The organism is Sphingobacterium sp. JUb20, assembly GCF_004342035.1.
Taxonomy (GTDB): domain Bacteria; phylum Bacteroidota; class Bacteroidia; order Sphingobacteriales; family Sphingobacteriaceae; genus Sphingobacterium; species Sphingobacterium anhuiense.
In genome coordinates this window covers 92827-117888 of sequence record NZ_SLYV01000011.1, presented here as the reverse complement: position 1 = coordinate 117888, position 25062 = coordinate 92827, and the positions used below count along the sequence as shown (strand labels likewise).

The following is a 25062-nucleotide window of genomic DNA, read 5'->3' as shown; positions in this document are numbered from 1 at the left end:
ATTCAAGCCTATTTTGTGAAATGAAAAAAAATATTTTTTATACCATCTTCTGTGCACTTATTACACTAGGTGCATGTAAGCGGGATGATTTTTGGAATCAGACTACTGAAGTTAATCGGGGTACAATTTCCGGTATATTGACCAATACGGATGATAATAGTGCGTTCAAAGGTGTTAAAATTTTATTTGAGCGTCAGACAAAAGGTGACGGTAGTCGTACTTTTGTCGATACCGTAGCTACAGATGCGCAAGGGAGTTTCAAATATGAAGTTCCTTATCCCAATAAAGTTAAAGTATCGATTCGAGATACAGGTCGTTATCATTTGGATGAAACTTATGTGGAGTTGACCGAAAAGAAAGATTATCCTATTCATCTAAAAAGCTTTCCAAGATTTGGGGAGAGTAGTATTGAAGTATTGTTACAGGATGAAAATAACCAACCTGTTGAAGGTGCCCGGATTGCATTGTTAGTTAGAGAATCTGCTAATGAATCCTATTCTGTTGTTGATACAATCCATACATCTGTTACGGGAAAAGTTTTATTTGACAAGATCGCTTTTCCGGTACAGTATAAAGTACGTATTGCTGAAAGAGGTGCCGCCTATGATTTGGATTCTTTGGAAGCACGTCTCTTGTCTAAAGACAAAGACCAACAGGTGCTCTCTACTAGAAAAAAGTTTGGACAAGGTGATCTTACCTTAAAAGCCAATTATTTTTATTCTCAAAAAATTGCAGACTTAGAATCTGTTACATATAAGTATAGAAGTATTCTGGAAGATGACTTTGGGCAAGAACAAACGGTAAGGCTAACTTCAAGTGGTGAATTGCTGTTGCCAAAGTTAAATTACCCGGGAACTTTAATTTTAACATCCAATGCGGATACGAAATTACCATTTCATGGACTCAGATTGGAACTGGAAGAAAAAGATTTCTTAGGAACATTTAAATTAGAGTTTAAAGATGTCAAGCCACGTTATTCAGTGCCCAATTTCAATAATTTGAAGGTCTCTACTTTGAATCTGGGAACGATTAATGCAAAAGGGGCTCAAGCGGTTACAATGGATAACGATGGTAATTTGTATATTGCAGATGGCACTCTAAATCAGTTGATTAAGCGTGATGTTTATGGCCATAGTATTGTTGTAGCTGGTTCTGGGGCAGCAGGTTCCATTGATGGTGCAGCACTCTCAGCTACCTTTAATGGCTTATGGTCCGTTGCACTTGATTCAAGCGGAAACATTTATACGGTGGATGCGGCTAATGTTTCTGGAGCGCATAAAGTTCGAAAAATAAGCAAAAATACAAATGGCGAATATGTCGTGAGTACACTAGCCGGTTCAGGTAGCGCAGGAGGTGATAATGCGAATGGTACTGCAGCTACTTTCAATCGTCCTACAGGCCTGGTATTTGATAAATTCAGGAACTGTTTATATGTATCAGAATGGTTGGGTAACCGTGTTCGCAAGATAGATCTAGCGACTTCCAGTGTCAGTACTTTAGTTGGTTCCGGTGTTGCAGGTTTGACAGAAGGAATTGGAATAGTTGCGCAGGTGAATTATGCACATGCACTTTCGTTAAGTTCTGACGGAGCTTATTTATATATTACACATTTCAATGGAGCAGGATTATCTCGAGTAAGATTGAGTGATAATTATCAAGAAGTAATGACAAAGAGTTTAAATCAACCTAGAGGGGTTTTTGTTACTTCAGATCATCAGGTTGTTGTTTCAAATAGTGGTGCTCATAAATTAGTTTTATTGTCACAATTAGCATCAAATTCCAATAGTGTATTGACTACAATTGCTGGTACAACTGCTGGAACAAGTGATGGTGATGCTCTGTCTGCCAAATTTAATTTCCCTTTTGGTATGTACTATGATCAATGGACGGGAAATTGGTACATCGCAACATCTTCAAATGGAGCTGGAGCGGGTAGCGTGCGGGTGATGCGTTCTGCAGATTTAGATTAGATTTTTATATCTACCTGTTTAAAAAGTGGAGGATCCGTTCTCCACTTTTTTATTTTTTAGGTATTGCGCTATTTTCTCTTTTTCATTACTTTTAAAAGTTAGAAAGATGTTGTAATTTCTTCCTTCCGATAAAAATTTCTAACTTTAAAATCACTTATAGAAATCTAGATTTAAGAAAACCATATGTTAGGCCATTCTCCATCACCATTTTCCTGGGAAGAATTACGCTATGCAATTGCTATGGAGCGCGATGCTCTGGCATTCAAGAAACTTTTCTTACAATTTTATAAAGATTTAAAAATATTTGGAATGGGTATGGTCAAGTCCGGTCCTGTGGTAGAAGATATTATTGCTGATATTTTTCTAAAAGTGTGGTCATTAGAGGCTGGCCTAATGCAGATTGATCAGATAAATACCTATTTATATAAGGCTGTCAGAAACAATGCGATCAAGTATCTGGGAAGATTACCTTTACAAGTTGATCTATCTGAAATCATCAATTTTGAATATCATGTTCTTACTCCTGAACAGGTTTATATTTCCCAGGAGCATATTACGTTGATAGAAGCCGCAATTGCCCAATTGCCTTCTAAATGTCGGATGGCTTTTACTTTAGTTAAAGATCTCGATTGTAGTTATAAAGATGCGGCTGAGATTATGGATATCAGCGTCCATACAGTTGATCGGCATATGCAGCTTGCTCTAAAAAGATTAAGAGAAGTATTAGGAAATAAAAATATTACTTTGAATTACAGTGGTTTGTAAAAAAAATTAAAAAGCCATTGGTGGTTTCTTGTTGGATCCGGATCATTAAAGTAAGATCAGCAAGTTTATGGAGCAAGACCAATTTATTACCTTACTAAATAAGTATCTTCAAGGGCAATTGTCCGTTGAAGAAAATCGCCAATTTCAGTATCTGCTCCAATCTGACCCTAAAAATCAGGTCCTCTTTGATTTTTTACGCATTAAACCAAGCCATAAAGAACAAGTAGACAACTCTGAACTAGTTTTTCAATCTATTTTAAATAAGATTGAAAGTTCTGAAACGACAACATTATCGATGAACTCTCACGATGAGAATAGTTTTAGAGAACAAAACGACCTTTTCCCTATTAAAAAAGCTTGGTATCAAAATTATAGGAGTATAGCCGCAGTTCTGCTGCCACTATTTTTGATCCTTTCATTGTGGATTTATAATTCGCAGACACAAACACGATTTACTGAGCAGTATAGCAGCAAAAAAGGAGAAAAGAAAATTATTAATTTATCGGATGGTACGACTGTCTGGTTAAATGGGGACAGTAAGCTATTTCTTGAACAATCATTTGGGAAAGCGGAGCGCCGTGTTAAGCTAGAAGGAGAAGGCTTTTTTACCGTGGCTCATGATCGCTCACACCCGTTTATTGTTGAATTTAGAAATTCAGAGGTAAAAGTCCTGGGTACACGTTTTAATATCCGTGCTTATCCCGATGAGGACAAAACAGAGACTTCGCTTGTGGAAGGTTCTATTGAATTGAAAGCAGACCGTCAGGTTAAATCTTTAATGCTTAAGCCCGGAGATAAGATTGCACTTTTCCCAACAAAAGTAGGACCTGTCATTCAAACAGACCCCAAGCCTAAAATCCAGGTACAGCACTCCACTTTAATTATTTCAGAGGGTGAACAGGCTCCTTCTGAAACGCTATGGATGTATAACAAGCTGTCTTTTAATGCTGATCCAATGTCATTAATTGTGTCTAAGTTAAGCAAATGGTATAATGTTTCTATTCAGATTGAAAACCCTGCATTAGAACAATTTACTTTCAGTGGGAATTTGGAAGGATATAGTCTTGATCAGGTTCTGGCTCTTTTGAAGCAAGCCAATCCAAGTATAGAAATTAAGAGACAAAATGAATCAATTATATTACAATAAACCCTAAATCATATGCTATATAACAATACTTAAATACCACATTTTAAAGGAAAGGATACACCCGAAGGTGTATCCTTAGCAAGTAAGAAAAGCGTACCGTGTCCCTGAGAAAGATCAGTACGCTATGGTTCCATACTAAAGTTAAAACTATGAAAAAAAATTTACATGGTCGGGGATTTTATTTACCTAAATCAAGCACCATTAAATATGTATTAATGACTAAGCTAGCAGTTGCACTCTCTTTTGCATTTACTGTGAAAGCGTTCGGAATAACGATAAGTGCGCAAGAAAAAGTTTCTTTAAAAATTAGAAATACAGATTTAAAAACAGTAATAAAGACTATTGAAAAACAGACAAATGTGAAGTTTGTTTATTTTGATAACTTGGTTTCTAATAAGAATCTTTCTTCTGTTGCTTTTGAGAATCAAGCTTGGAATAATGCACTAATTCCACTTTTAAATCAATTCAATCTGACTTTAAAAAGTTATGATGGAATTACCTATGTAATCGTTCCTTTGCATTCTGTTCAAGGGTTTGAAATCAAGGGTAAAATCATCGATGGTCGCGGACTGCCCTTGGCTGGTGTAACTGTTATTGAGAAAAGCAAAGACCGTGGTACAAGTACCAATGATAAGGGTGAGTTTACCCTGAAAGTTAGTGACGTGTCATCAATCTTGCTCATCAGTAATATCGGTTATGGCAGTCAGGAAATTAAGGCAAGTCAATCTTTTATGACGATTACGCTTCAAGAGGATCTTACTGCTTTGGCAGAGGTCGTTGTTGTGGGCTACGGCACACAGCGGAAAGCGAATCTAACTGGAGCGGTTTCTTCTGTAGATATGGACAAGGTCTTAGGAGATAGACCTATTAGCAGTAGTTCCCAAGCGCTTCAAGGTGCACTTCCGGGATTGCAGGTTACCTTTGGCAGCGGACGTCCAGGAACGAATACTGATCTCAATATTCGAGGCACAACTTCTATTAATGGAGGTTCACCTTTGATTTTGGTCGATAATGTTCCGATGAATATGGACGATGTCAATCCGAAAGATATTTTAAATGTGACCGTATTAAAAGATGCAGCAGCAGCTTCTATTTATGGTGCGAGAGCGGCATTTGGTGTTATTCTGGTGACAACAAAGAAGGGGTCGCGTAACCAGCCGACAAAAATTAACTATTCGAGCAATCTGAGCTGGAGCAACGCGTCTACTTTACCGGAAAAAGCTACTCCCTTACAATTTGTGCAGGCATTAAAAGATTTTGGAAATACCAGTAATTGGGCCGGACAAAATGTAGATACCTGGTTATCATCCTTGCAAGATTATCAAGCTAATCCAGGGCAATATCCTGATGGTATTACGGAGGTTAACGGAACGAAATATCCGTTAAAGGAATATGATCTCTATCATGAAGTTTTTCAAACTGGTTTCGAACATCTGCACAATCTTTCCATTATGGGGGGATCGGAGAAAATTGCGTACCGTCTATCGGGTATGTATGGTGATGAAGATGGTATCATGACAACGGATAAAGATAGCTATAAGCGCTATAATCTAAATGCGTATATCGGAGCTGAGTTGAAGAAAAATCTAAACTTAAGTGCCAATATTTTGTATAAAAATGACAACCGCTACACACCTGCCAATATGGGGGAGATGTTCTACCGAGCGTTGAGTTTTGGATCTTACCTCAATCCGGGGGAGACAACAGATGCGGAAGGAAATGCGATTCCTTTTGGAACGCCTAATAATTATCTGAAATATGAAGACCCAAGTCGAAACTATAATGAAAACTTGAGATTATTTGGAAAATTAGATTATAATCCGCTTCCTGGTTGGAATATCACTGCTGAATATACATTTAGTAAGACAAATAATAATTATAAGTATGCGCAGAGTAAGCATCGCTATATGAATCCAAATAATTTCAATCCTGAATATTTGTTCAATAACGATTTTTATGAACGGAGTAATACCTTGATTAACTACAATGCTTTAAATATTTATTCTAGTTATACCCATGCTATCGAAGATCATCATTTTAAAGGGCTAGCAGGTGTCAATTATGAGAAGAGTTATTCAGAAAGTTTTTCTGCAAAACGTTTTGGTATCCTTAGCCCAGATTCTCCATCATTGGGTACCAGTACAGGAACACAGACGACAGCGGATTCTTTTGGACAATATGCTGTTTTAGGATATTTTGGTCGTATCAATTACGATTTTAAAAACAAGTATTTATTGGAGGTCAATGGACGATTGGACGGCTCGTCACGCTTTTTGAAAGGAAGTCAATTTGGATTCTTTCCGTCCGTTTCAGCAGGATGGAATGTTACTGAGGAGGGTTTTATGTCAGATCTTAAAAATACAATACCCTTATTGAAGTTTAGAGGATCATTTGGTGAAATTGGAAATCAGGTCGTATTAAATCCCGATCGATCTCAAGTATATTTTCCGGTAATTCCTAAGATGGAAACGAATAACTCCAATTGGATTGATCCCAATACCGGAGTACGTTATCTGACTATCGGTGCGCCCAATCTGATCAGCTCTACTTTTACCTGGGAAAAAGTTAGAACATTAAATGTGGGCGTAGACATTGCACTTTTCAATAACCGATTGAATACAAGCTTCGACTGGTTCCGCCGTCAAACCATTGGTATGTTATATCAGGGAGCCGATTTACCTGCGGTATTAGGATCGGCGCCACCATTCCAAAATTCAACAGATTTAGAATCTAAAGGTTGGGAATGGGAAATCACCTGGAAAGATCAGTTCAAAGATTTTAAATACGGATTTACATTTAATCTATCTGATAATAGAGCTTATATTACAAGAATGGAAAATAGTTCGGGTCTTATTACAGGGCATTATCAAGGTAAAGAAATGGGTGAAATATGGGGCTACGTTTCTGATCGTTACTACAACACGAATGATTTTGAAGCCAACTCACTCGATGCTAAATTGATGAACGGTACTTTAAAACCGGGTCTTCCATTTTTTAAGGGCGTGAAGCAAAATCCAGGCGATATGCTTTATGCCGATCTGAATGGAGATGGGACTATATTTTCTGGAACGGGTACCGTTAGTGATCCGGGCGATATGAAAGTAATCGGAAATAATAATAGACGCTATCAATTTGGATTAAACGGTTTTGTCAATTATAAAAACTTTGATCTATCAGTATTCTTACAAGGGGTAGGAAAGCGAGATCTGTGGTTGAGCAATTTTTTGATGTGGCCTTACAATAATGAATTTGGTACACTTTATCAGCATAATTTAGATTATTGGACTCCGGAAAATACCGATGCCGAGTATGGTCGTGTTTATGCTAATGCTGGTTTAAATACGGGCGCTAATCGGCGTGTGCAAACCAAGTATTTGTCAAACGGAGCATATTTACGTGTCCGTAACATTACCTTGGGTTATACTTTAGACAGTAAAATACTGCGGTCAAAGGCTGTTGACAATATTAAGTTCTTTGTATCGGGTGAAAATCTTTTCAAAGCTGATCATATGATCAAAGGAATGGAAGCAGATGGCGAGGATTTAGGCTCAGGTGGTATCTATCCTTTCTTGAAGAAGTATAGTTTTGGAGTTAACGTCACTTTTTAATGCTTATGTTAAGGTTTAATACAGATCATAAAATGAAAAAAAGAATCATACTATATACATTAGGGCTGTGTCTTAGTGGCTCTATGCTGAGCTGCTCAAATCTTTTGGATTTACAGCCCGAGGGGAGTCTAACGGAGAATAGCACCTTTTCTAATTATAATAATTTTATTTCTTACGCTTGGCAATTCTACGGTACTTTCCCGGGGTATAATGGATCAGCCCCCAACGCAGAGGTCAACGGCGATCTTTTTGCTAATGCCAATGCCAATGCGACTTCCGATTGGTTATGGCAAAGGGTGGTCGTGCCTTCTAAATCGAGTGATTACAGTGATCCCTTTACACAGATTCGATCGATCAATATTCTTTTGGATAATATCGATCAAGCAACAAACCTGACTGAAGTAGAAAAAAAACATATTCGCAGTATTGGTTATTTCTTTAAAGCTTACCAGTATATGGACCTGTTAAATAAATATGGAACAGCGATCTGGGTAGAGCATGCGATCAATGATGGTGACAAAGAAGTGCTTTATGGTACTCCAAGTACACGGGATGAACTGGCCACAAAAATTGAAGGATTACTCAATTATGCCTCTGAGAATATTAAAGTAAACGGTGATGGTCCGAATACTATTAATAAAAATGTAGTGCTTGCCCTAACTGTTCGTTTTGGTCTACGAGAGGGTACCTGGCGTAAATATCATCAGCTTGCTCAAGCAGATAAATATCTACGTTTATCAGCAGATGCAGGAGCGAAATTGATGGGCGCTAATATTCCCTTGTTCAATGATTATGACCAATTGTTTAATAGCGAGTCTTTAGCTCAAGTTCCTGAAGTTTTGCTGTATAAGCAGTACGAGCAGAATCAGATTATGCATTCCCTAGCTTCTCTTGCGCGTAATTCTGCTGGACGTTGGGATTTAACAAAGGCGGCGGTCGATCTATATCTGATGAAAGATGGACAGACACGCTGGTCAAGCCCGCAATTTGATGGCGATAAAAACCCTTATGACGAGTTCCGTAATCGTGACCGGAGACTGTATTTTACAATACCGCCTCCTTATAAAGTTGAAGCGAAACATCCTACTTATACTTGGACGCATACAGCAGATGTTAAAGACCGTGAATATATTGACCTGATGGCACAATTATCCGTTGATAAGCGGAAGACGCTTCCTTGGATGAACTGGGAAGGTCTTATTTTAAAGCAGGAACCTCATTTTGTTGACAACAATCTAGGTCAACCGTTCAGTGTGAGTTTTACGGGGTATCGCTTCTATAAATTCAGTAATAAAATTCAACGTATTCAAAATCAGGACATCAATGATGCGCCGATATTCAGAATGGGAGAAGTATTGATTTCTTACGCTGAAGCGAAATATGAACTGGGTGAATTGGACCAGTCATTGGTGGATAAAACTATCAATCCTTTGCGGGCGAGGGGCGGGGTTGCGTCGCTACAGTTGGGCAGTATCCCTGTCGATCCTACACGCGATGCTAGTGTTGCTCCTGCACTCTGGGAGATACGTCGGGAACGAGCTGTGGAGCTTATGGGAGAGGGTTTTCGTTTTGATGATCTGCGCCGTTGGAAGAAAATGGACTATGCGGTTGCTTTAAAGCGGGGACGTTATATTACAAAAGGTGTAGACGTACCTGCAAATGCGCCTATACCGATTGAAAATAATCAGACTCAGGGATATATTTCATATGAAGGAAAGACACCTGGTCCTTTTTTACCACATTATTACTTATATCCTATACCAGCTGCAGAGTTGGTTTTAAACACCAATTTGAAACAGAATCCAGACTGGTAAAAATCTCATTCCTCTTCCTTATGAATTTTTAGGGAAGAGGAATAAATTTTGAATAGCTTTTTAGGGTATCTGATGTTGATTGTAACTTTTTGATAGTAACCGATCTCTTTTACAGCATCCTATTTTAAGCTTTCATATCTATTTTTTACTTTCGGATCTTGATCATCTATAGGGATTTTAATTTATATTGATGATTTGCAATGTAGGTGAGCAGTATGGCTTTTGCTCCACCATTTATCGATGTCTAATATGTCCTCTTTGTTTCTGTATAAAACTAAGGACAAGAATTATAAAAACCACTAAAATGAAAAAACCAGCATTATTTGCGTTATTTTTTGCACTGAGCAGTATCGCAATAGCACAAAAGAAAACCGATCGCCCCAATATTGTATTTATAATGGCAGATGACCTGGGTTATGGTGATTTAGGAGCTTATGGGCAACAGATTATTGAAACGAAGCACCTGGATGCCTTAGCAAAAGAGGGGATGCGTTTTGACAATTTTTATGCAGGAACTTCAGTTTGTGCTCCATCCCGATCTGCATTGATGACAGGCCAACATACCGGTCATACGCCTGTCCGAGGGAATAAAGAATTGGAGCCAGAAGGGCAGCAACCTTTAGCCGATTCGGTACAAACGATCGCCATGTTGCTGAAAAAAGCAGGCTATGCAACTGGTGCATTTGGAAAATGGGGCCTCGGAATGGTGGATACCTATGGATCGCCTCGTAATAAAGGTTTTGATGAATTTTATGGCTACAACTGCCAACGTCAATCGCACCGTTATTATCCAACACACCTGTGGCATAATCAAGAACGTATTGAGCTTGAGGGTAATGGTTTATTAGCAAAAGGGCAGTATGCTCCTGAATTGATCCAAGAAAAAGCATTGGAATTTATTGATAAAAACAAGGATAAACCATTTTTCTTATATGTCCCCACCGTACTGCCTCATGCCGAGTTGTCTGGTCCTGATGATCAATATTATGAGCAATATGCCAACAAGTTTGAAGAAAAAGCCCATAAAGGAAATGACTACGGACCAAAAGCTACGATTCCAGGATATGCTTCTGTCGCTAAGCCAAGGGCTACTTACGCCAGTATGGTAAGCCGCATGGATGCACAGGTTGGACAGATTGTTGCTAAGCTGAAGGACTTAAATTTGTTAGATAATACGATTATCGTTTTTACAAGTGATAATGGTGCACATCGTGAAGGTGGTGCAGATCCCGATTTTTTCAACAGTTCGGCAGGTTTACGGGGTTATAAACGTGATCTATATGAGGGCGGTGTAAAAACTCCTTTCATTGTTTATTGGCAAGGAAAAGTTGCTCCTGGCACTACCTCCAATTATTTAGGAGCATTCTGGGATGTCCTGCCGACGTTAGCTGAAGTGGCAAAAGCAGGTAAGCCACAATATACAGACGGTCTTTCTTTTGTTCCGACATTATTGGGAAAACCAAAAAAGCAAAAGCAGCATGATTACCTATATTGGGAATTTCATGAAGATGGCGGCCGTCAAGCAGTGCGTCAAGGTGACTGGAAATTGATTTTGCAGCACGTGAGAAGTGGAAATCCTGTTGCTGAACTTTACAATCTAAAATTAGATCCTAAAGAGCAAAATAATTTGGCGACGAATAACGCGAAAAAAGTAGAAGAATTACGTAAAATCATCGCAAAAGCACATGTAGAAACGAGTGATTTTCCTTTAGTTAGATAGGGGTGTTAGATGGTTAGATAAGGAGGTTAGAAAGTTAGAAAGTTAGAATGTTCTAACTTTCTAACTTTCTTTATATTACTTAACCATCACATGTGGCTGTTGATGATAGGTTTCGCTTTTATAGAAACGGATCAGAAAATCAATCGTTTCACTGCTTAGTGGATAGAAAAACTGCTCATTGATTTCCTTTTCGTATAATTCGTAATAATGTTGTACAAGCCCAACGGAGTAAAATTTCTGAACCAGGAGCTGCAATAGATGCTGCGCATAACTGATCGGTTCGTTTTCATTTTCGACAAAATATGGATTATTCTGAAGCGGGAAAAGCGTTTCGATTCCACCGAAAAATTCCAGACCTATTTTCGAATTATAGAATGCTGTAACAGGCATAGCTCTTGCCTCATTCGGATTCGCAACCTCTTCGATTGGCGGTAATCCCACCTGCTCGCGGTACGTATTGGTCAGATCGCGGATATAGCTGCTGATTTCAGATTCTTCCATAAATGCCAGGTGACCCTGATGTTTTTTAACAAACAGCTCCTTTAGGTCAGCAACTTGTTGTGCTGCGTTTTCGATAAGTGTTGTTTTTCCGTGCAATGCTTCGACCACGTATGCTTGATCCATTTCCTGATCGGAAGCTAAGTCAATCTGATCCCTTTCGACAGCAGACATCATACCCGATAGGTTCCAGGCCCCTTCCCATGGCACGATCTCCATATAGAACAGTTGATCAGCAGTAGGTTCCTGAAAGTTTTGAATCGAATTTTGGTTGACCAAGAAAATTTCTCCAGTTGTCAGGTGTTTCAATTCTAAACGGCCCTCTTCCACTTTTTTAAATTCAAAAAAGCTATCAATTCTGTTGCCGATGGTTTTTAGATTCTCATGTTGCGGATGGTTAGTATCTACAGTCGAAGCAACAAATTCACAGGATCTGAGTGCTAATAGGTGTAGACGGAAAAAAGTGAAATGATTGTCACGAACACGGAAAGTCATTTGATTTAAGTAGGCCGGATCGTGCTGATAGCGTCCTAAGTCAGCGATATCCATATGCTGCATCAAACTGTTATAGTAATAGCCACCGGTGATATAATTGGTCGCAATTACCTTCTCAGCATAGTTGCGTACTTCAAGATAATTGGCATCTGTCGCTAGTGTATACTCTTTTTGTAACAGCGTATTTTCAGGTGCAGTCTCATAATATTCTTCCAAAACAGCATAAGCTAGGTCGGTCACCAAAGCCAGTAAACGGCCTTCTTTATCCAAGAAAAGGTGTGGGTTACGTTCGCTGAAAAATAGCCATGCAAGGACTAATACATCTTGTGGATTGATATCTTCCGGGTAATAGTCTGTCAATGCCGCATCTTCGAAAAAAGGGAGCATCTTTCCATAAAGTGCCTGGTGCTCTTTTCGGAAAGCATCGAAAAGTTTTGTTCCAGAAACCACATCCTCCAGATAGCAGGTCAAATAAACACTGAGTGTTTTAATCATTTCAGGTCTGATCAGGGCATCGGTTTCTTCTTCATCAAACCAAAGTGTATTTAAGGCATCCTGTATATCATTGGCTACTTCTAAATAAAAACGATCGGCATCCGATCTTCCTTGATAAGGGTGCTGTCCTAGCCAATCCTGTATATAAATGCGGTTTTTTTTCATTAAAATTAATCATTAAATGAGCTCGTTTCACTCGGTTTATTTTTCGGGCAATGAAGCTATCCTAAGCCAAGTATTAAAGAGCTGTTTCAGCTCAAGTGGGTTGTATCGATTCAATGCTCATTCAAAAATAACCAAATTTTTGAATTCCATAAATTGATTGTGAAGTAAATGGACATTTGGCAATATCTTCTTACTTTTGATCTATGGCTACACGAATTCCACTGGCAGAGCGCATGCGTCCCAAGAAATTGGAAGATTATGTTGGACAGCAACATATTATCGGTCACGATGCGGTATTATATCATGCCATCCAGCAAAAAAATATTCCCTCCATGTTACTTTGGGGACCTCCGGGAGTTGGTAAGACCAGCCTTGCACTCTTGATGGCCAAAGAATTGGGGCGTCCCTTCTTTTCCTTAAGTGCTATTCAGGCCGGAGTGAAAGATATTCGCGAAGTTATTGATAAAGCAGAGCGACTGATGAATTTAAATCAGGAACAAGCGGCTATGAATTTTAATCAGGAGCAACCCATTCTGTTTATTGATGAGATCCACCGTTTTTCTAAATCACAACAGGATTCTTTATTAGGGGCTGTTGAGCGGGGCTTAGTGACGCTTATCGGGGCAACGACAGAAAATCCATCTTTCGAAGTCATATCTGCACTATTATCGCGCTGCCAAGTTTATGTTCTTGAACACTTAAGTTCTGAAGACCTGATTGGTTTAGTGGAGAAATCCTTGCATGAAGACGAATACCTCAAAGCATTAAATATTGAGATTGAAGAATATGAAGCTATTTTACGTCTGTCAGGTGGTGATGCCCGTAAGCTTTTAAATGTGCTTGAACTGGTCAGTAATGCTGCGGTACTGCATCATGAACCGATTACCAATGCATTTGTACTGAAGCAGGTACAGCAGAATATGGCTATTTACGATAAGACAGGCGAGCAACATTACGATATTATATCTGCTTTTATTAAATCGATCCGTGGATCAGATCCCAATGCGGCAATTTATTGGCTGGCACGTATGATCGAAGGGGGGGAAGATCCTTCTTTCATTGCTCGTCGTCTTCTGATATTGGCTTCTGAAGATATCGGTAATGCCAATCCCAATGCGTTACTCTTAGCGAATACCTGTTTCCAGGCTGTTAATGTCATCGGATGGCCGGAATCGAGGATTATTTTGGCGCAGGCCGTTACTTACTTGGCGAGCTCTCCCAAAAGCAATGCCTCTTACGAAGCAATCAATAAGGCACAAGCTATCGTGAAGCAAACGGGAGACCTTTCCGTACCCCTTCATTTGCGAAATGCGCCGACAAAATTGATGAAAGAGCTTAACTATGGAGCCGAATATAAATATGCGCACGCATTTCCGGGAAATTTTGTTCTGCAGGAATTTTTGCCCGACCAACTGAGCGGTATGACTTTATACGATCCCGGTAAAAACCCACAGGAAGAAAAGTTAAGACAGGGATTACGGGATAAGTGGAAGGAAAAATATCGGTATTAATCTCTATGTGGTGGCAGCAGCAGTGCATATGCCTGTTTTATTGAATTAAAATAAAACAGGCAGTAAAATGCAATTTCTACTTTTACCTGAACTGTTTTTGTTAAGGAAATGTTAAATATTTTGTATGTTTACTGCCACTACATTTACTATGAAACATATTGATGGACATAACTTTGAAGAACTTCTGATTCGTATTGGAGAAGGAGATCAACAGGCATTCGCCATTATATATGATTTCTATTCGGCAGACTTGATCAGGCACATTAGCAAAAAAATTTCAAACCCTCAGACAGCAGAAGATATCCTGCATGACCTTTTCCTCTCCTTATGGAACAACAGAGCTAAAATTGTTGAAATTGTTTCTTTACCGGCTTATCTGTATTCCTCATGTCGTTACTTGATGCTTGCACATTTTAGACAGCAGCTCAAAAAGGGCAATCAGCAGGATATTCGTGATATTGATCTATTCGATGACAGCCTGCCCTTAGAAGATCAATTATATTATCGGTATATGTTGGATACCGTGGCCAATGAGGTTGAAAACCTGCCAGAAAAATGTCGTGAAGTTTTCAAATTAAGCCGGGAGGAGTTTCTAAGCAATAAGGAGATTGCCGCAAAATTGAATATTTCTGAGTCTACAGTTGAGAAGCATATCAATAAGGCTATCAAACGTTTAAGAGCTGTCACAAGTCATCTGTTTCATGTTTTTTTAATTTTTTAAAAAAAAATCATTTCTCGAGTAGAAGCTACCCCTAGTTTTCGACACTTGTATTATAACTGACCATCAATTTGATGACCCTTATGAAACAAGTGAAGCATATCTATAAGTTAATCACGTTATTTTTAAACAGGCAAGAGAGCCCGCAGGAGCGAAAAGCACTTTTTGACTGGATGGATGCGCTTCCTTCTGAGCAAGAACGAAGTGAACAAGAGTTGATCGAAATGCGTAAAAATACCCGAAAACGGTTATTAAGCACGATTAATAAGAGTCAGAAAAGTATTCGCATATCACGTATTGTACGATACAGCAGTGTTGCTGCTGCCATCTTGATGATTGGATTTCTAGTCGTCCGTTATTGGCCTGTTACAGAGCAAGAAGCTTCAAAATCCCTACTAGCCTCCATTCCTCCGGGCCATAAAACAGCTATAATAACTTTGGCTGATGGGCAACAGATCAATCTGGATCAATTGGCCTTAAACCAAAGTGTACAGGTGGGGGGAACACTTATTAGTAAAGATGCTCAAGGCAAAGTTAGTTACCGTAATGTTGCTACAGGAAAACAGCAGGTACAACGAAATACCCTATATACTCCCAAAGGGGCTACTTATGACCTTATGTTATCTGATGGAACGCTCGTGAGTTTAAATGCAGATTCTAAATTAATTTACCCTTCCTCTTTTGAGGGTAAAGATCGCATAGTGGAGTTAGAAGGTGAAGCCTATTTTCATGTGCAGAAAACAAAAAATAAAACTCGATTTATCGTTAAAGCTGGTCTACAGCAGACCGAAGTCCTAGGAACGAAGTTTAATATTAATGCCTATGCAAAAGAGCAGGTACAAACTGCTTTAGAAGAAGGCTCTGTTGTTGTTTCGCGTAAAGATATAGGGCAATTTGTTCATCTGAAACCGAATGAAAAGGCACAGACAGTACAAGGAAAGCTGGTTGCTGCTGCTGTAAATATGGAAGATGTGCTCGGTTGGAAAAGAGGTCAGTTTTGTTTTGATGGTACGAACACGGCAGCAGTGATGCAAGAGATTGCACGCTGGTATGATATTGATGTCAGCTATCAGCGTATTGACCGAGGACCTCAGTACAGTGGGAAAATTCCAAGAAATATCAGTCTAGATAAATTAATAGAACTCTTAAATTTTGCTGATTTAAAGACTAAAGCAGTTGTCGGTTCTGGAAACCGCATTCACCTTATTATTACTTAATCAAACTTAAAACCAATATGAAAAAACTGGACATGATAACCTGATACTTTTAAGTATAAGTCAATAAAAAACGGATTCTGCGCCAACAGAACCCGCAATAAAATTTGGCTTTACGTATCGATTTTGTGAAAAACTAACAACATTAACCAAACAAACGAATTTAATGAAAATTACGCGAACTCCGTCTAGCAAAGGGGAGAAAGATTTTCGGTGCCTTACTTCGTGGCTTTTGCAAAATAGTCCGAAATATTGGATGACCGAAAAAACAGTCCCTTTCTTTGCGCGGCCTTTACCCAAATCCCTAATGAGAATCAACTTAATAGCCTTACTTTTAGGGTTAGGTTTGTCCCAAGTGGATGCACATAGCTATGCGCAGCAGGTGAGCCTAAAGAAGCAAAAAGTAAACCTTGAATCCATCTTAAAGGACCTTGAGAAGCAAAGCGGTTATAGCTTTTTTTACAAAAAAGCTGAAGTCGCTCCATTGGAAAACCTTTCTGTTGATCTCCAGAATATCCCTTTACGCCAAGCACTGAACAGTATTCTGGAGGATGTTAATTTAACCTATCATTTTTTTGATAAGACTGTGGTTATCAAGAAAAAAGATCGTGTCAGAACCATTTCCCCTTCGGCTACATTTCATCTTAATGATCCCTTTCATCAAGTTAGACAGCAGTTCATTAAAGGTAAAGTCATCGATGATAACAATCAAGCTATTGCAGGTGCCACAATCCGTCTAAAGGATGATCCTAAAAAAGTCGTTAACTCTCTTGAAGACGGTTCCTTTACCCTTCCTATTACCGCTTTGAATGAGACACTTGTTGTTTCTTTTGTTGGATTTGAAAACCAGGAGGTAAAAGCTAACCTGAACGGTGGTAATATGCTGATCAAGTTAAAGAAGAAAGATAATGCCATGGATGAGGTGGTGGTAACTGGGATGATGACCCGTAAAAAGGAGAGTTTCTCTGGTGCAACAGCAACTTTTACAGGTGAAGAACTCAAGATGGTCAACAACCAGAATATTGTTGCCAGCTTACGTGCCCTCGATCCTTCTTTTATTCAGATCGAGAATAATGCTATGGGGTCAAATCCCAATATGTTGCCTACTATTGAGCTTCGCGGACAGACCAGTATTGCATCTTCCAATTTACGTGATGAATTTTCAACTGATCCCAATCAGCCGCTATTTATATTAGACGGGTTCGAAACCAATTTAAGAACGATCATGGATCTGGATATGAATATTATCCAATCGGTGACAATTTTGAAAGATGCAGCCTCCACTGCTATTTACGGTTCGCGCGCTTCTAATGGAGTTATTGTTGTGGAAACAATTAAGCCAAAAGCAGGAAAGGTTATTTTATCGTATACGACAGATATGCAATCGCAGGTTCCAGATCTGTCTAGTTATAACATGATGAATGCGACTGAAAAGCTGGAGTTTGAAAGATTATCAGGGCGTTTTACGGCGAGTAACAATATCATATCCCAGCAATTGGAACTGGATCAGTTATATAACGAACGTTTAGCAACAGTATTGAGAGGTGTTGATACTTATTGGCTAAATAAACCCATTCAAAATGGATTTTCTCATCGGCACTCTTTAAGTGCGCGAGGTGGGGAAGGTGCGGTTGTCTTTGATATTGGCCTTAATTATAAGGATACCAAAGGAGCGATGAAAGGTTCGGGTAGAGAGGATTGGGGGGCTAACCTGAATCTAAATTATCGAACCGGAAAATTAAACATCGCTAATAGAGCTTTTGTAACGGGGTATAAAAGTAATGAATCACCTTACGGTAGCTTTTCAACTTGGGTGAATACCAACCCTTATTATGAATTTCTTCCTGCCTCAGAAAAATATTTAGCCTATCAAGATAACTCCCGGACATTTGGCTATTATTGGTCAGTTTTCAATCCAATGTATGATGCGCACCTAGCCAGTTTTGATGAAGGCAAGAACTATGTTGTCAATAATAATTTGATGCTAACCTATGATTTTAATTCAGCCTTGCGTTTAACAGCCAGCGGTCAGATCAGTAAAGGGTTAACGAACACAGACAAGTTTCTTTCACCCTTACACAGTTCCTTTCAAAATGTAGAGAACCGTAAAAAAGGAAGTTTGACCCATCGTGAAGCATCAATATTCGGTTATACAGCCAATGCGATGTTGACGTACGGAAAAGTCCTAAATGAAGTTCACGCCATTACGGCCAATTTAAGAGCTGAGATCAGTGAAACCCAAAATACATTAAATGGGTATACCGCTGTTGGATTTCCTGCTGCAAGCAATGGAAATCCAAGTTTTGCATTTGGTTTTGAAACAGATTCCAGACCGAGTGCTTCTACCCGTGTAACGAGAAGAACTTCACTGGTCGGTTCTGTGAACTATTCCTATGCTCAAAAATATAATGTTGATGTCAATTATAATGTTGATGGTTCGACCAGTTTTGGTTCAAACAATCTGTTCTCGCCTTATTATTCTTTCGGTGCCAGCTGGAATGCACATCATGAAAGTTTTATGAAGGGTATTTCCTGGATCAATGTCTTACGTTTAAGAGGAAATATTGGAGTGACCGGAAATCAAAACTTCGGGAATGTCAGCCAGTCGGTTTTTAATTATAATACCGATGTAAACCGTTTTGGGCAAGGTATTTCCCTTTCAGCATTGGGAGCACCGGATTTGGAATGGCAACGTACGCGACAAACAAGTATCGGGATGGACTTAACTTTATTCAATAATAAATTGAATCTCCAATTAAATGCCTATGATAAGTTTACCGATCCTCTGGTCGTAGCTGTGACTCTTCCTTCTTCGACCGGCTTATCAGCCTATCCTTTCAATGCTGGGACTTTAGATTATAAAGGATTGGAAGCAACTGTCAATTATTCTCCTATTTATAGGCCACAAGATCGTTTTGTCCTGACTTTTGGCTTGACAGGATCGATGCTAAAGGCAAAATATGACCATTTCGACAATAAGTTAAATTCTTTAAATCAAGAAATGCGGGAGAGTAATGCTTTAATCCGCTACCGCGATGGTTATAGTCCTAATACCTTATGGGCAGTTCCGTCTTTGGGGATTGATCCAGCGACAGGAAGAGAAGTATTTTTAACGAAAGCGGGAGAGCAAACCTTCAATTATAATATAGACAATCTTCAGGCGATTGGAAATGCACAGCCGCTTGCCGAAGGAATTCTTCGGACCAGTCTGGCTTATAAAGGTTTTACCGCCAATGTGATGGTCCGTTATATCTTAAGGAAAGACAATTTCAATACCGCACTGTTTAATAAAGTGGAGAACATGTCTGAAGAAGAAATAGTCAACAGTAACCAAGATAAACGTGCGCTTTATGATCGCTGGCAACAACCCGGTGATGAAACTCAATTCAAAGGTATTGCTATTACAACTACAACACCGATATCATCCCGCTTTATACAACGTGAAAATTCATTTAGTGGCGAGTCCATCACGTTCGGTTATGAATTTCGGAATAAAAGGTGGCTTGATCAGGTAAAATTATCTAACCTCCGTATTAATGCACTCATGAACGATATTTTCTACACTTCGACAGTTAGACGAGAGCGCGGTATTTCCTATCCTTTTACACGCTCGGTATCCTTGAGTCTTAACGCAACATTCAAATAAAATCATGAAAAAAATATTAATTCCATTGTTGGCACTAAGCGTTCTTTTCAGCAGCTGCAAAAAGTGGTTGGACGTTAAGCCCGAAGATAAATTTATTGAGGAAGAAGTTTTTAAAACCCCACAAGGGTTTTACGATGCGCTAAACGGTATTTATCTCAATATGGCAGACAAGTTCTTATATGGGCATTCATTAAGTTTAGAAACACTTGATATCCTAGCGCAGACCTATTACATTTCCACCACCCATTTGGAAGTACGGAAGCAATTGAACAACTTCAATTATGCGGATAAAGATGTAAAATCTCGTATAGACGGTATTTGGTCAAACTTGTATGTCAATATAACCAATATTAACCGTTTTTTAGAAAATTTAGATACCTATGGTTCAATATTGGACGAGCAGACTTTAAGTTTGATGCGTGGCGAAGCATTGGCAGCGCGCGCATACATCTATTTTGATATCCTGCGCTTATTTGCTCCTGCCTATACCTTAGAACCAGAAGCGCAATTGATTCCTTATTATTCCAATACCAGTTATGAAGCAGCTCCCTTTTCGAAGAGTTCGTTTGTGATGGAAAAAATAATAGCCGATCTGCAAGTATCGGAAGCGTTATTGTTAAAGCATGACCCCGTATTAAGTTTAACGAAGGTTGATCAAACTGTAGGTACAATTGATGTTGGCAATAAACCATTCCTTCAATTTAGAAACTATCATTTCAATTATTTTGCAGTTAAAGGCTTACAGGCACGTGTTCAGTTGTATGCCGGAAATAAGAGCGAAGCGCTGAAAGCTGCAACAACGGTAATCGAGGCTAAAAGTAAATTTCCATGGGTAAAATCCAGTGATTTAAGTGACTTATCGATCATCAATCGTATTTTTTCAATGGAACTGCTTTTTGCATTTGAAAGTCCGCTTCTTTATAACAGTTATGATGTTCTTTTCAATCCATCACTCGCTGATAATACCATTTTAAGTGCCGGCACGACCACCCGTTTTATTAATCAGGTTTACGAAAATTGGGAAAATGATTATCGCTATTCTTCATCTTGGCGGGTCGACGGAGGAAAAACCTATCCTGTGTTTTTAAAGTACAAAGACCTGTCCAATATCAATTACCGTAATTATCGCTATACTATTGCTGGTATTCGTCTCAGTGAAGTGTTTTTGATCGCAGCAGAATGTGAACCCAATCCTACAAAAGGACTCGCTTATTTAAACGAATTGCGACAGAACAGAAATTGCGAAATATTATCAACCGAAGTCAACCTGACGGATAATATTAAAAAGGAATACCGTAAGGAATTTTATGGAGAAGGTCAGCTCTGGTATTACTATAAACGTAATGATCTGCGTACCATCAGTGGAGCAACCACTACCAATAAAGCGGTTAGTAAGGATAACTATACCTTTCCGATACCGCTATCTGAAATAGACCCTAGATAAATTTAAAATGATGCGAAATTTACATACAATTTTATGCATGTGGACACTTTTGTTTTTGTTCTCATGTAAGCAGGAACCTCTGGAATTATACTCCGGAAATCCAGCGATTTATTTTCAAGGAACCATTCGAAATAATATTTATGAACCAAAAGATAACGGTAATTTTTCTTTCGGATACATGGATCCTGCGGAGAAAAATGCAGTTTATTCAATTATTGTAGCTTCCATGGGTTCAGTACAGACTTCAGACCGGCCCTATAAATTGTCTATCGATCCCAGTAGTGATTTAAAAGAGGGCCGTGATTTTGAATTCCTTGACCGTAGCTTCACCATTAAAGGCGGGCAGGTCAATGATACCCTTTTGCTAGTTTTAAACAGAACAGCAGAACTGAAGGAGAAAAACCTAACGGTCTTTTTGCAATTGGAGGACAACGCCAATTTTACGACGGCAATGAATAGCCAGTTGATTGGAACGGGAGCAAATGAACAAACTAAATATTTTAACAAATTCACTTTTTGGGCCAATGATATCGCTGGTACACCCTGGTTTTGGGATGCTACACAATCTACGACCGCAAGTATCATCAATGGATATCTCGGTAAATTTTCTGGCAAAAAATTGAAATTGCTAATTGATCGCTATGGATTGAATCTGGAAGAGATAACCGCAATCGGTTATCAGCCTTCCGTTTCGTCGATATTGGCCTGGGCATATGGGCTCAAATCCTATTTTGAAGAAATGCAGGCAGCAGGTACTCCTATTCTTGATGAAGATGGTCTCCCGATGACAGTAGGAGTTTATTTACAGTAAAAAGACTAATTATGAAAAAGAATCTTAAAGCAATATTAGTGATGTTCCTATTTACATTCAGTCTTTTATCATGTAATAAGGATTTAGGTAACTATACCTACAGTGAATTGAGTGAAATTCAATTTACGGGTGTCGACTCGACTTATCAAGCTTTCAATCAAAAGGAATTTGTTATTAAACCCGTTATCAAGTTTTCGGATGGTGCTGCATTTAACGCCGATGAATATACTTTTGAATGGTTTACCATAAACGCAGCTTCCAATGTACTTAATGCGGACAAAAAGAAGTTTTTGGGGAATCAGCTTAATTTAGATACGACGATTACATTATCTCCAGGGGAATATGATTTGTATTTCCGTATTCAAAATAAGAAAAATAACTATCGCTATCAACACATCTCCAAGCTCAGTGTTACTTCCGAATTGAGTAATGGCTGGCTCGTGTTAAATGATATAGATGGTAAGGCCCGACTGGATATGCTAAACTACAACAGCATTCAACAAAAATATGTTCCTTATTCCGATATTTTGAGCACATTCAGCGATGTGCAAATGGAAGGAAAGCCAAAGCTGGTTTATTATCTCCATAACCGCGATCCTTTCACAAGTAAGTATTCAAACCGTGTTTATGTTGGGACAGATCAAATGACCTTGAGTTTTAATAATGAGATCCAAACTTGGACGGATTATCGTAACCTGCGTTTTGAAGTCAACCATCCTACATCTTCTACATACCATGCCGAGGTTATTCGATCGCAAAATCCCTTTCTATGCTATATTTTAGGTAGTGATGGCATCTTGATGGGTGAAAATGTCACACAGAACTTCTTATACGGACCGACGTTAAATCGAGTTAGTGGTGGAGCGCGGCTGAATATATCGAAATATATTGCCGAGTTTTACGGCGGATCAAGTGCCTATGCTGTCGTTTTTGATCAGGACAACAAAAGATTTCTCGTGCATTCTGGCACCAATTATACCCTACTGCAACCTAGTTCTTCGCAACCAGAGATTTTTACGCCCGATCAACTTGGTATGGACTTGTTGTACATGGAAAGAGCATTAACCGCTACCAATCAATTTTACGCCTTATTAAAAAATAGCAGTACCAGTCAGATCAAATTATTAAGATTTGTACACAGCAGTTCCACCTTTACGCCCTTGGCATTTGATGTCGTAAGCAATACCCACCAGATCGATCAAGCCATGAGTTATGTGGTTGATCCGGTTTACGGATCTCTTATCTATACGATCGGAAGTCAAGTGTACCAATATGATCCGTTCGGCAAAAAATACACGATGTTACTTGATTTAGGAAATCGGAAAATTAGCTTAATGAAATATCAAAAGTTGGTAAAAAGTAGAGCTGATCCACGTTATGTAAATTTTTCAAAGAAATTGATGATCTGCAGCTACGATCCAAGCCAGCCCAATACTTCAGGGAAGATGGAGTTTTATGAAATCAGTTTAGGCGGAACAGCAAAATTGACCGAATCCTATACTGGATTTGGAAAAATTGCAGATGTTTCTTACCGCGAATAAAAAAGGAAAGCGATGAAAAAATACATATTAACAATTCTCGCGACTTTCACCATAGGTATGGGATTCGCACAATCCGGAGGGTCTTTTGATCAGCAATTACAGCATGCTTTTCTTAAAAAAGATCATACAGATCTCGCCGCCGCATTGGCAGACAATTTCGCTGTGGCTGGTCATACGGGTAAGGGGGCTGAGTATCGGTTGCAGCAGATCATTAAAAATTATCCTGCTGAAGCTATTGCTGTAATTTCCAATAAGAAAACGGATAAAGGGCAGCTTTATACGGTGGAAATAACCGAAAAAGGGGGGAAGAAAACAAAAACGGATGCTTTGCTCAATAGTGAAGGCAAGCTGGTTCGTATTACATTATTTGATCAGCTTTATGGAATGAAAAGGGCTACTAATCCCAGATTGCGGGCGGTCATTCCTTTTGAAAATAAAAATGGATCGATCTATCTGCAGGTCAAAATCAATGATTTTCCACGTCCTTTAAGTCTTCTCTTTGATACCGGAGCAGATGGAATGGCTGTTAGCCAAGAACTGGCGGATGAGCTGGGATTAAAAGTAACGCGTGAAAACAATGCGTCGATGGTAGGTGGAAATGCGAAAATCAAAGTTTCAGATCAGAACTCGATTCAACTGGATACGCTTCATTTGTCAGGACAGGGGATCGCAATTTTTCCGGAAATGGGTAGGGAAGGCGATGGACTGATCGGTAATAGTTTGATCCGTCAGTACATTACGCATATTGACTACGATAAGAATGTGATTTCGCTTTATGATTTCGGCGATTTCGATTACAAAGAGAAAGGAACAACAGTTCCTGTCAGCATGCCTTCGGGTGTGATGTTCGTTCCGGGGCAATTGGATATTGTAGCAGGAAAAAGTTATGCAGGCCAATTTGTTTTTGACACCGGAGCATCTTATGATCTGATCTGTTTTCGACCATTTGTACGAAAAAATAAACTGCTTGTGAGTGGATTTAAACCCGAGGCACAGGCTTCTACAGTAAGCATGGGGATTTCATCCCCTACTTTTATTGGGCGAAGCCACCAGTTTGCAATATCTCCCTTACCTGTCATGTCTGGTTTACCAATTACCTTGATGGGGGGCAGTTCCCAAAATGAAAACTGGAATCCTGGTGCTGATGGTTCCATTGGTGTACGTCTAATCAGTCGTTATAATATGACGATCAATCTGGCGGCAAATGAAATTCATTTCAGTCCCAATAAACTCCATGGGTTTCCGCAGGATTTTATCCTCAAAACGTATCAGTTCGGTTGGGACAATCAAGGTAAACTAAAGATGCTCGGAACACTTGGAGGGGCGGCGTCCTCCGAACTGAAATCTGGTGTTACGATCGTCGGTATCGGGAGTTATTCTGTTGATCAAATTCAAAAAAAACCAGCTTTGATTGCGGAAATACAGGAAAAAGAAAAAGAAAACCCGATCAATGTACAATTGGAAGATAAAAGTATTATTTCCATCTAAATCTCAACTCAT

At 39.1% G+C, this 25062-nt stretch carries 15 protein-coding genes; 14 read left to right on the top strand and 1 reads right to left on the bottom strand.

The features are described 5' to 3' along the window. The first annotated feature begins 20 nt into the window (after positions 1 to 20). The 6 genes from EDF66_RS18745 (at position 21) to EDF66_RS18720 (ending at position 11024) form a co-directional block, all read left to right on the top strand. On the top strand, positions 21 to 1970 hold the full coding sequence (locus tag EDF66_RS18745; protein WP_132844282.1) for a hypothetical protein: 1950 nt from the start codon (positions 21 to 23) through the stop codon (positions 1968 to 1970). Between the two features lie 183 nt (positions 1971 to 2153). Next, the gene (locus tag EDF66_RS18740; RefSeq protein WP_132844281.1) at positions 2154 to 2735 is read left to right on the top strand and encodes a sigma-70 family RNA polymerase sigma factor; all 582 of its coding nucleotides are present in this window, start codon (positions 2154 to 2156) and stop codon (positions 2733 to 2735) included. A 67-nt stretch (positions 2736 to 2802) separates the two neighbouring features. Beyond that, positions 2803 to 3882, top strand: a complete 1080-nt coding sequence (locus tag EDF66_RS18735) for a FecR domain-containing protein (protein WP_132844279.1) — start codon at positions 2803 to 2805, stop codon at positions 3880 to 3882. Between the two features lie 149 nt (positions 3883 to 4031). Then, on the top strand, positions 4032 to 7490 hold the full coding sequence (locus tag EDF66_RS18730; RefSeq protein ID WP_132844277.1) for a SusC/RagA family TonB-linked outer membrane protein: 3459 nt from the start codon (positions 4032 to 4034) through the stop codon (positions 7488 to 7490). 32 nt (positions 7491 to 7522) lie between these two features. Continuing rightward, on the top strand, positions 7523 to 9304 hold the full coding sequence (locus tag EDF66_RS18725) for a RagB/SusD family nutrient uptake outer membrane protein (RefSeq protein WP_165902469.1): 1782 nt from the start codon (positions 7523 to 7525) through the stop codon (positions 9302 to 9304). Positions 9305 to 9608: 304 nt separating this feature from the next. Next, positions 9609 to 11024, top strand: coding sequence for an arylsulfatase (locus EDF66_RS18720; RefSeq protein ID WP_132844274.1), 1416 nt, complete (start codon positions 9609 to 9611; stop codon positions 11022 to 11024). Between the two features lie 75 nt (positions 11025 to 11099). On the opposite strand, the gene EDF66_RS18715 is transcribed toward EDF66_RS18720, so the two are convergent. After that, entirely contained in the window at positions 11100 to 12677 is a 1578-nt protein-coding gene (locus tag EDF66_RS18715) for a DUF3843 family protein (RefSeq protein WP_132844272.1), read from the bottom strand. A 203-nt stretch (positions 12678 to 12880) separates the two neighbouring features. On the opposite strand from EDF66_RS18715, the gene EDF66_RS18710 reads away from it, so the two are divergent. The 8 genes from EDF66_RS18710 (at position 12881) to EDF66_RS18675 (ending at position 25050) form a co-directional block, all read left to right on the top strand. Then, positions 12881 to 14188 carry a replication-associated recombination protein A gene (locus tag EDF66_RS18710; protein ID WP_132844271.1) on the top strand — a complete coding sequence of 436 codons (1308 nt, stop codon included), beginning with the start codon at positions 12881 to 12883 and terminating at the stop codon, positions 14186 to 14188. A 148-nt stretch (positions 14189 to 14336) separates the two neighbouring features. Beyond that, positions 14337 to 14909: an RNA polymerase sigma factor gene (locus EDF66_RS18705; protein ID WP_132844269.1), complete on the top strand. Its 573-nt coding sequence runs from the start codon at positions 14337 to 14339 to the stop codon at positions 14907 to 14909. Positions 14910 to 14989: 80 nt separating this feature from the next. Further along, positions 14990 to 16123, top strand: coding sequence for a FecR family protein (locus tag EDF66_RS18700; RefSeq protein WP_165902468.1), 1134 nt, complete (start codon positions 14990 to 14992; stop codon positions 16121 to 16123). 304 nt (positions 16124 to 16427) lie between these two features. Continuing rightward, the gene (locus EDF66_RS18695; protein WP_165902467.1) at positions 16428 to 19766 is read left to right on the top strand and encodes a SusC/RagA family TonB-linked outer membrane protein; all 3339 of its coding nucleotides are present in this window, start codon (positions 16428 to 16430) and stop codon (positions 19764 to 19766) included. Between the two features lie 4 nt (positions 19767 to 19770). After that, positions 19771 to 21210, top strand: coding sequence for a RagB/SusD family nutrient uptake outer membrane protein (locus EDF66_RS18690; RefSeq protein WP_132844264.1), 1440 nt, complete (start codon positions 19771 to 19773; stop codon positions 21208 to 21210). A 37-nt stretch (positions 21211 to 21247) separates the two neighbouring features. After that, positions 21248 to 22021 carry a DUF4843 domain-containing protein gene (locus EDF66_RS18685; protein WP_165902466.1) on the top strand — a complete coding sequence of 258 codons (774 nt, stop codon included), beginning with the start codon at positions 21248 to 21250 and terminating at the stop codon, positions 22019 to 22021. Positions 22022 to 22032: 11 nt separating this feature from the next. Then, entirely contained in the window at positions 22033 to 23562 is a 1530-nt protein-coding gene (locus EDF66_RS18680; RefSeq protein WP_132844260.1) for a PKD-like family lipoprotein, read from the top strand. 12 nt (positions 23563 to 23574) lie between these two features. Further along, the gene (locus tag EDF66_RS18675; protein ID WP_132844258.1) at positions 23575 to 25050 is read left to right on the top strand and encodes a retropepsin-like aspartic protease; all 1476 of its coding nucleotides are present in this window, start codon (positions 23575 to 23577) and stop codon (positions 25048 to 25050) included. The last annotated feature ends 12 nt before the right edge of the window (positions 25051 to 25062 follow it).

Excerpts from the sequence above, each read along its gene's own strand:
- EDF66_RS18680 (WP_132844260.1), top strand. The coding sequence starts at position 22,033 with ATGAAAAAGAATCTTAAAGCAATATTAGTGATGTTCCTATTTACATTC.
- EDF66_RS18690 (WP_132844264.1), top strand. The coding sequence starts at position 19,771 with ATGAAAAAAATATTAATTCCATTGTTGGCACTAAGCGTTCTTTTCAGC.
- EDF66_RS18730 (WP_132844277.1), top strand. The coding sequence starts at position 4,032 with ATGAAAAAAAATTTACATGGTCGGGGATTTTATTTACCTAAATCAAGC.
- EDF66_RS18720 (WP_132844274.1), top strand. The coding sequence starts at position 9,609 with ATGAAAAAACCAGCATTATTTGCGTTATTTTTTGCACTGAGCAGTATC.
- EDF66_RS18705 (WP_132844269.1), top strand. The coding sequence starts at position 14,337 with ATGAAACATATTGATGGACATAACTTTGAAGAACTTCTGATTCGTATT.
- EDF66_RS18740 (WP_132844281.1), top strand. The coding sequence starts at position 2,154 with ATGTTAGGCCATTCTCCATCACCATTTTCCTGGGAAGAATTACGCTAT.
- EDF66_RS18715 (WP_132844272.1), bottom strand. The coding sequence starts at position 12,677 with ATGAAAAAAAACCGCATTTATATACAGGATTGGCTAGGACAGCACCCT.
- EDF66_RS18685 (WP_165902466.1), top strand. The coding sequence starts at position 21,248 with ATGTGGACACTTTTGTTTTTGTTCTCATGTAAGCAGGAACCTCTGGAA.
- EDF66_RS18695 (WP_165902467.1), top strand. The coding sequence starts at position 16,428 with ATGAGAATCAACTTAATAGCCTTACTTTTAGGGTTAGGTTTGTCCCAA.
- EDF66_RS18675 (WP_132844258.1), top strand. The coding sequence starts at position 23,575 with ATGAAAAAATACATATTAACAATTCTCGCGACTTTCACCATAGGTATG.
- EDF66_RS18700 (WP_165902468.1), top strand. The coding sequence starts at position 14,990 with ATGAAACAAGTGAAGCATATCTATAAGTTAATCACGTTATTTTTAAAC.
- EDF66_RS18725 (WP_165902469.1), top strand. The coding sequence starts at position 7,523 with ATGAAAAAAAGAATCATACTATATACATTAGGGCTGTGTCTTAGTGGC.
- EDF66_RS18735 (WP_132844279.1), top strand. The coding sequence starts at position 2,803 with ATGGAGCAAGACCAATTTATTACCTTACTAAATAAGTATCTTCAAGGG.
- EDF66_RS18710 (WP_132844271.1), top strand. The coding sequence starts at position 12,881 with ATGGCTACACGAATTCCACTGGCAGAGCGCATGCGTCCCAAGAAATTG.
- EDF66_RS18745 (WP_132844282.1), top strand. The coding sequence starts at position 21 with ATGAAAAAAAATATTTTTTATACCATCTTCTGTGCACTTATTACACTA.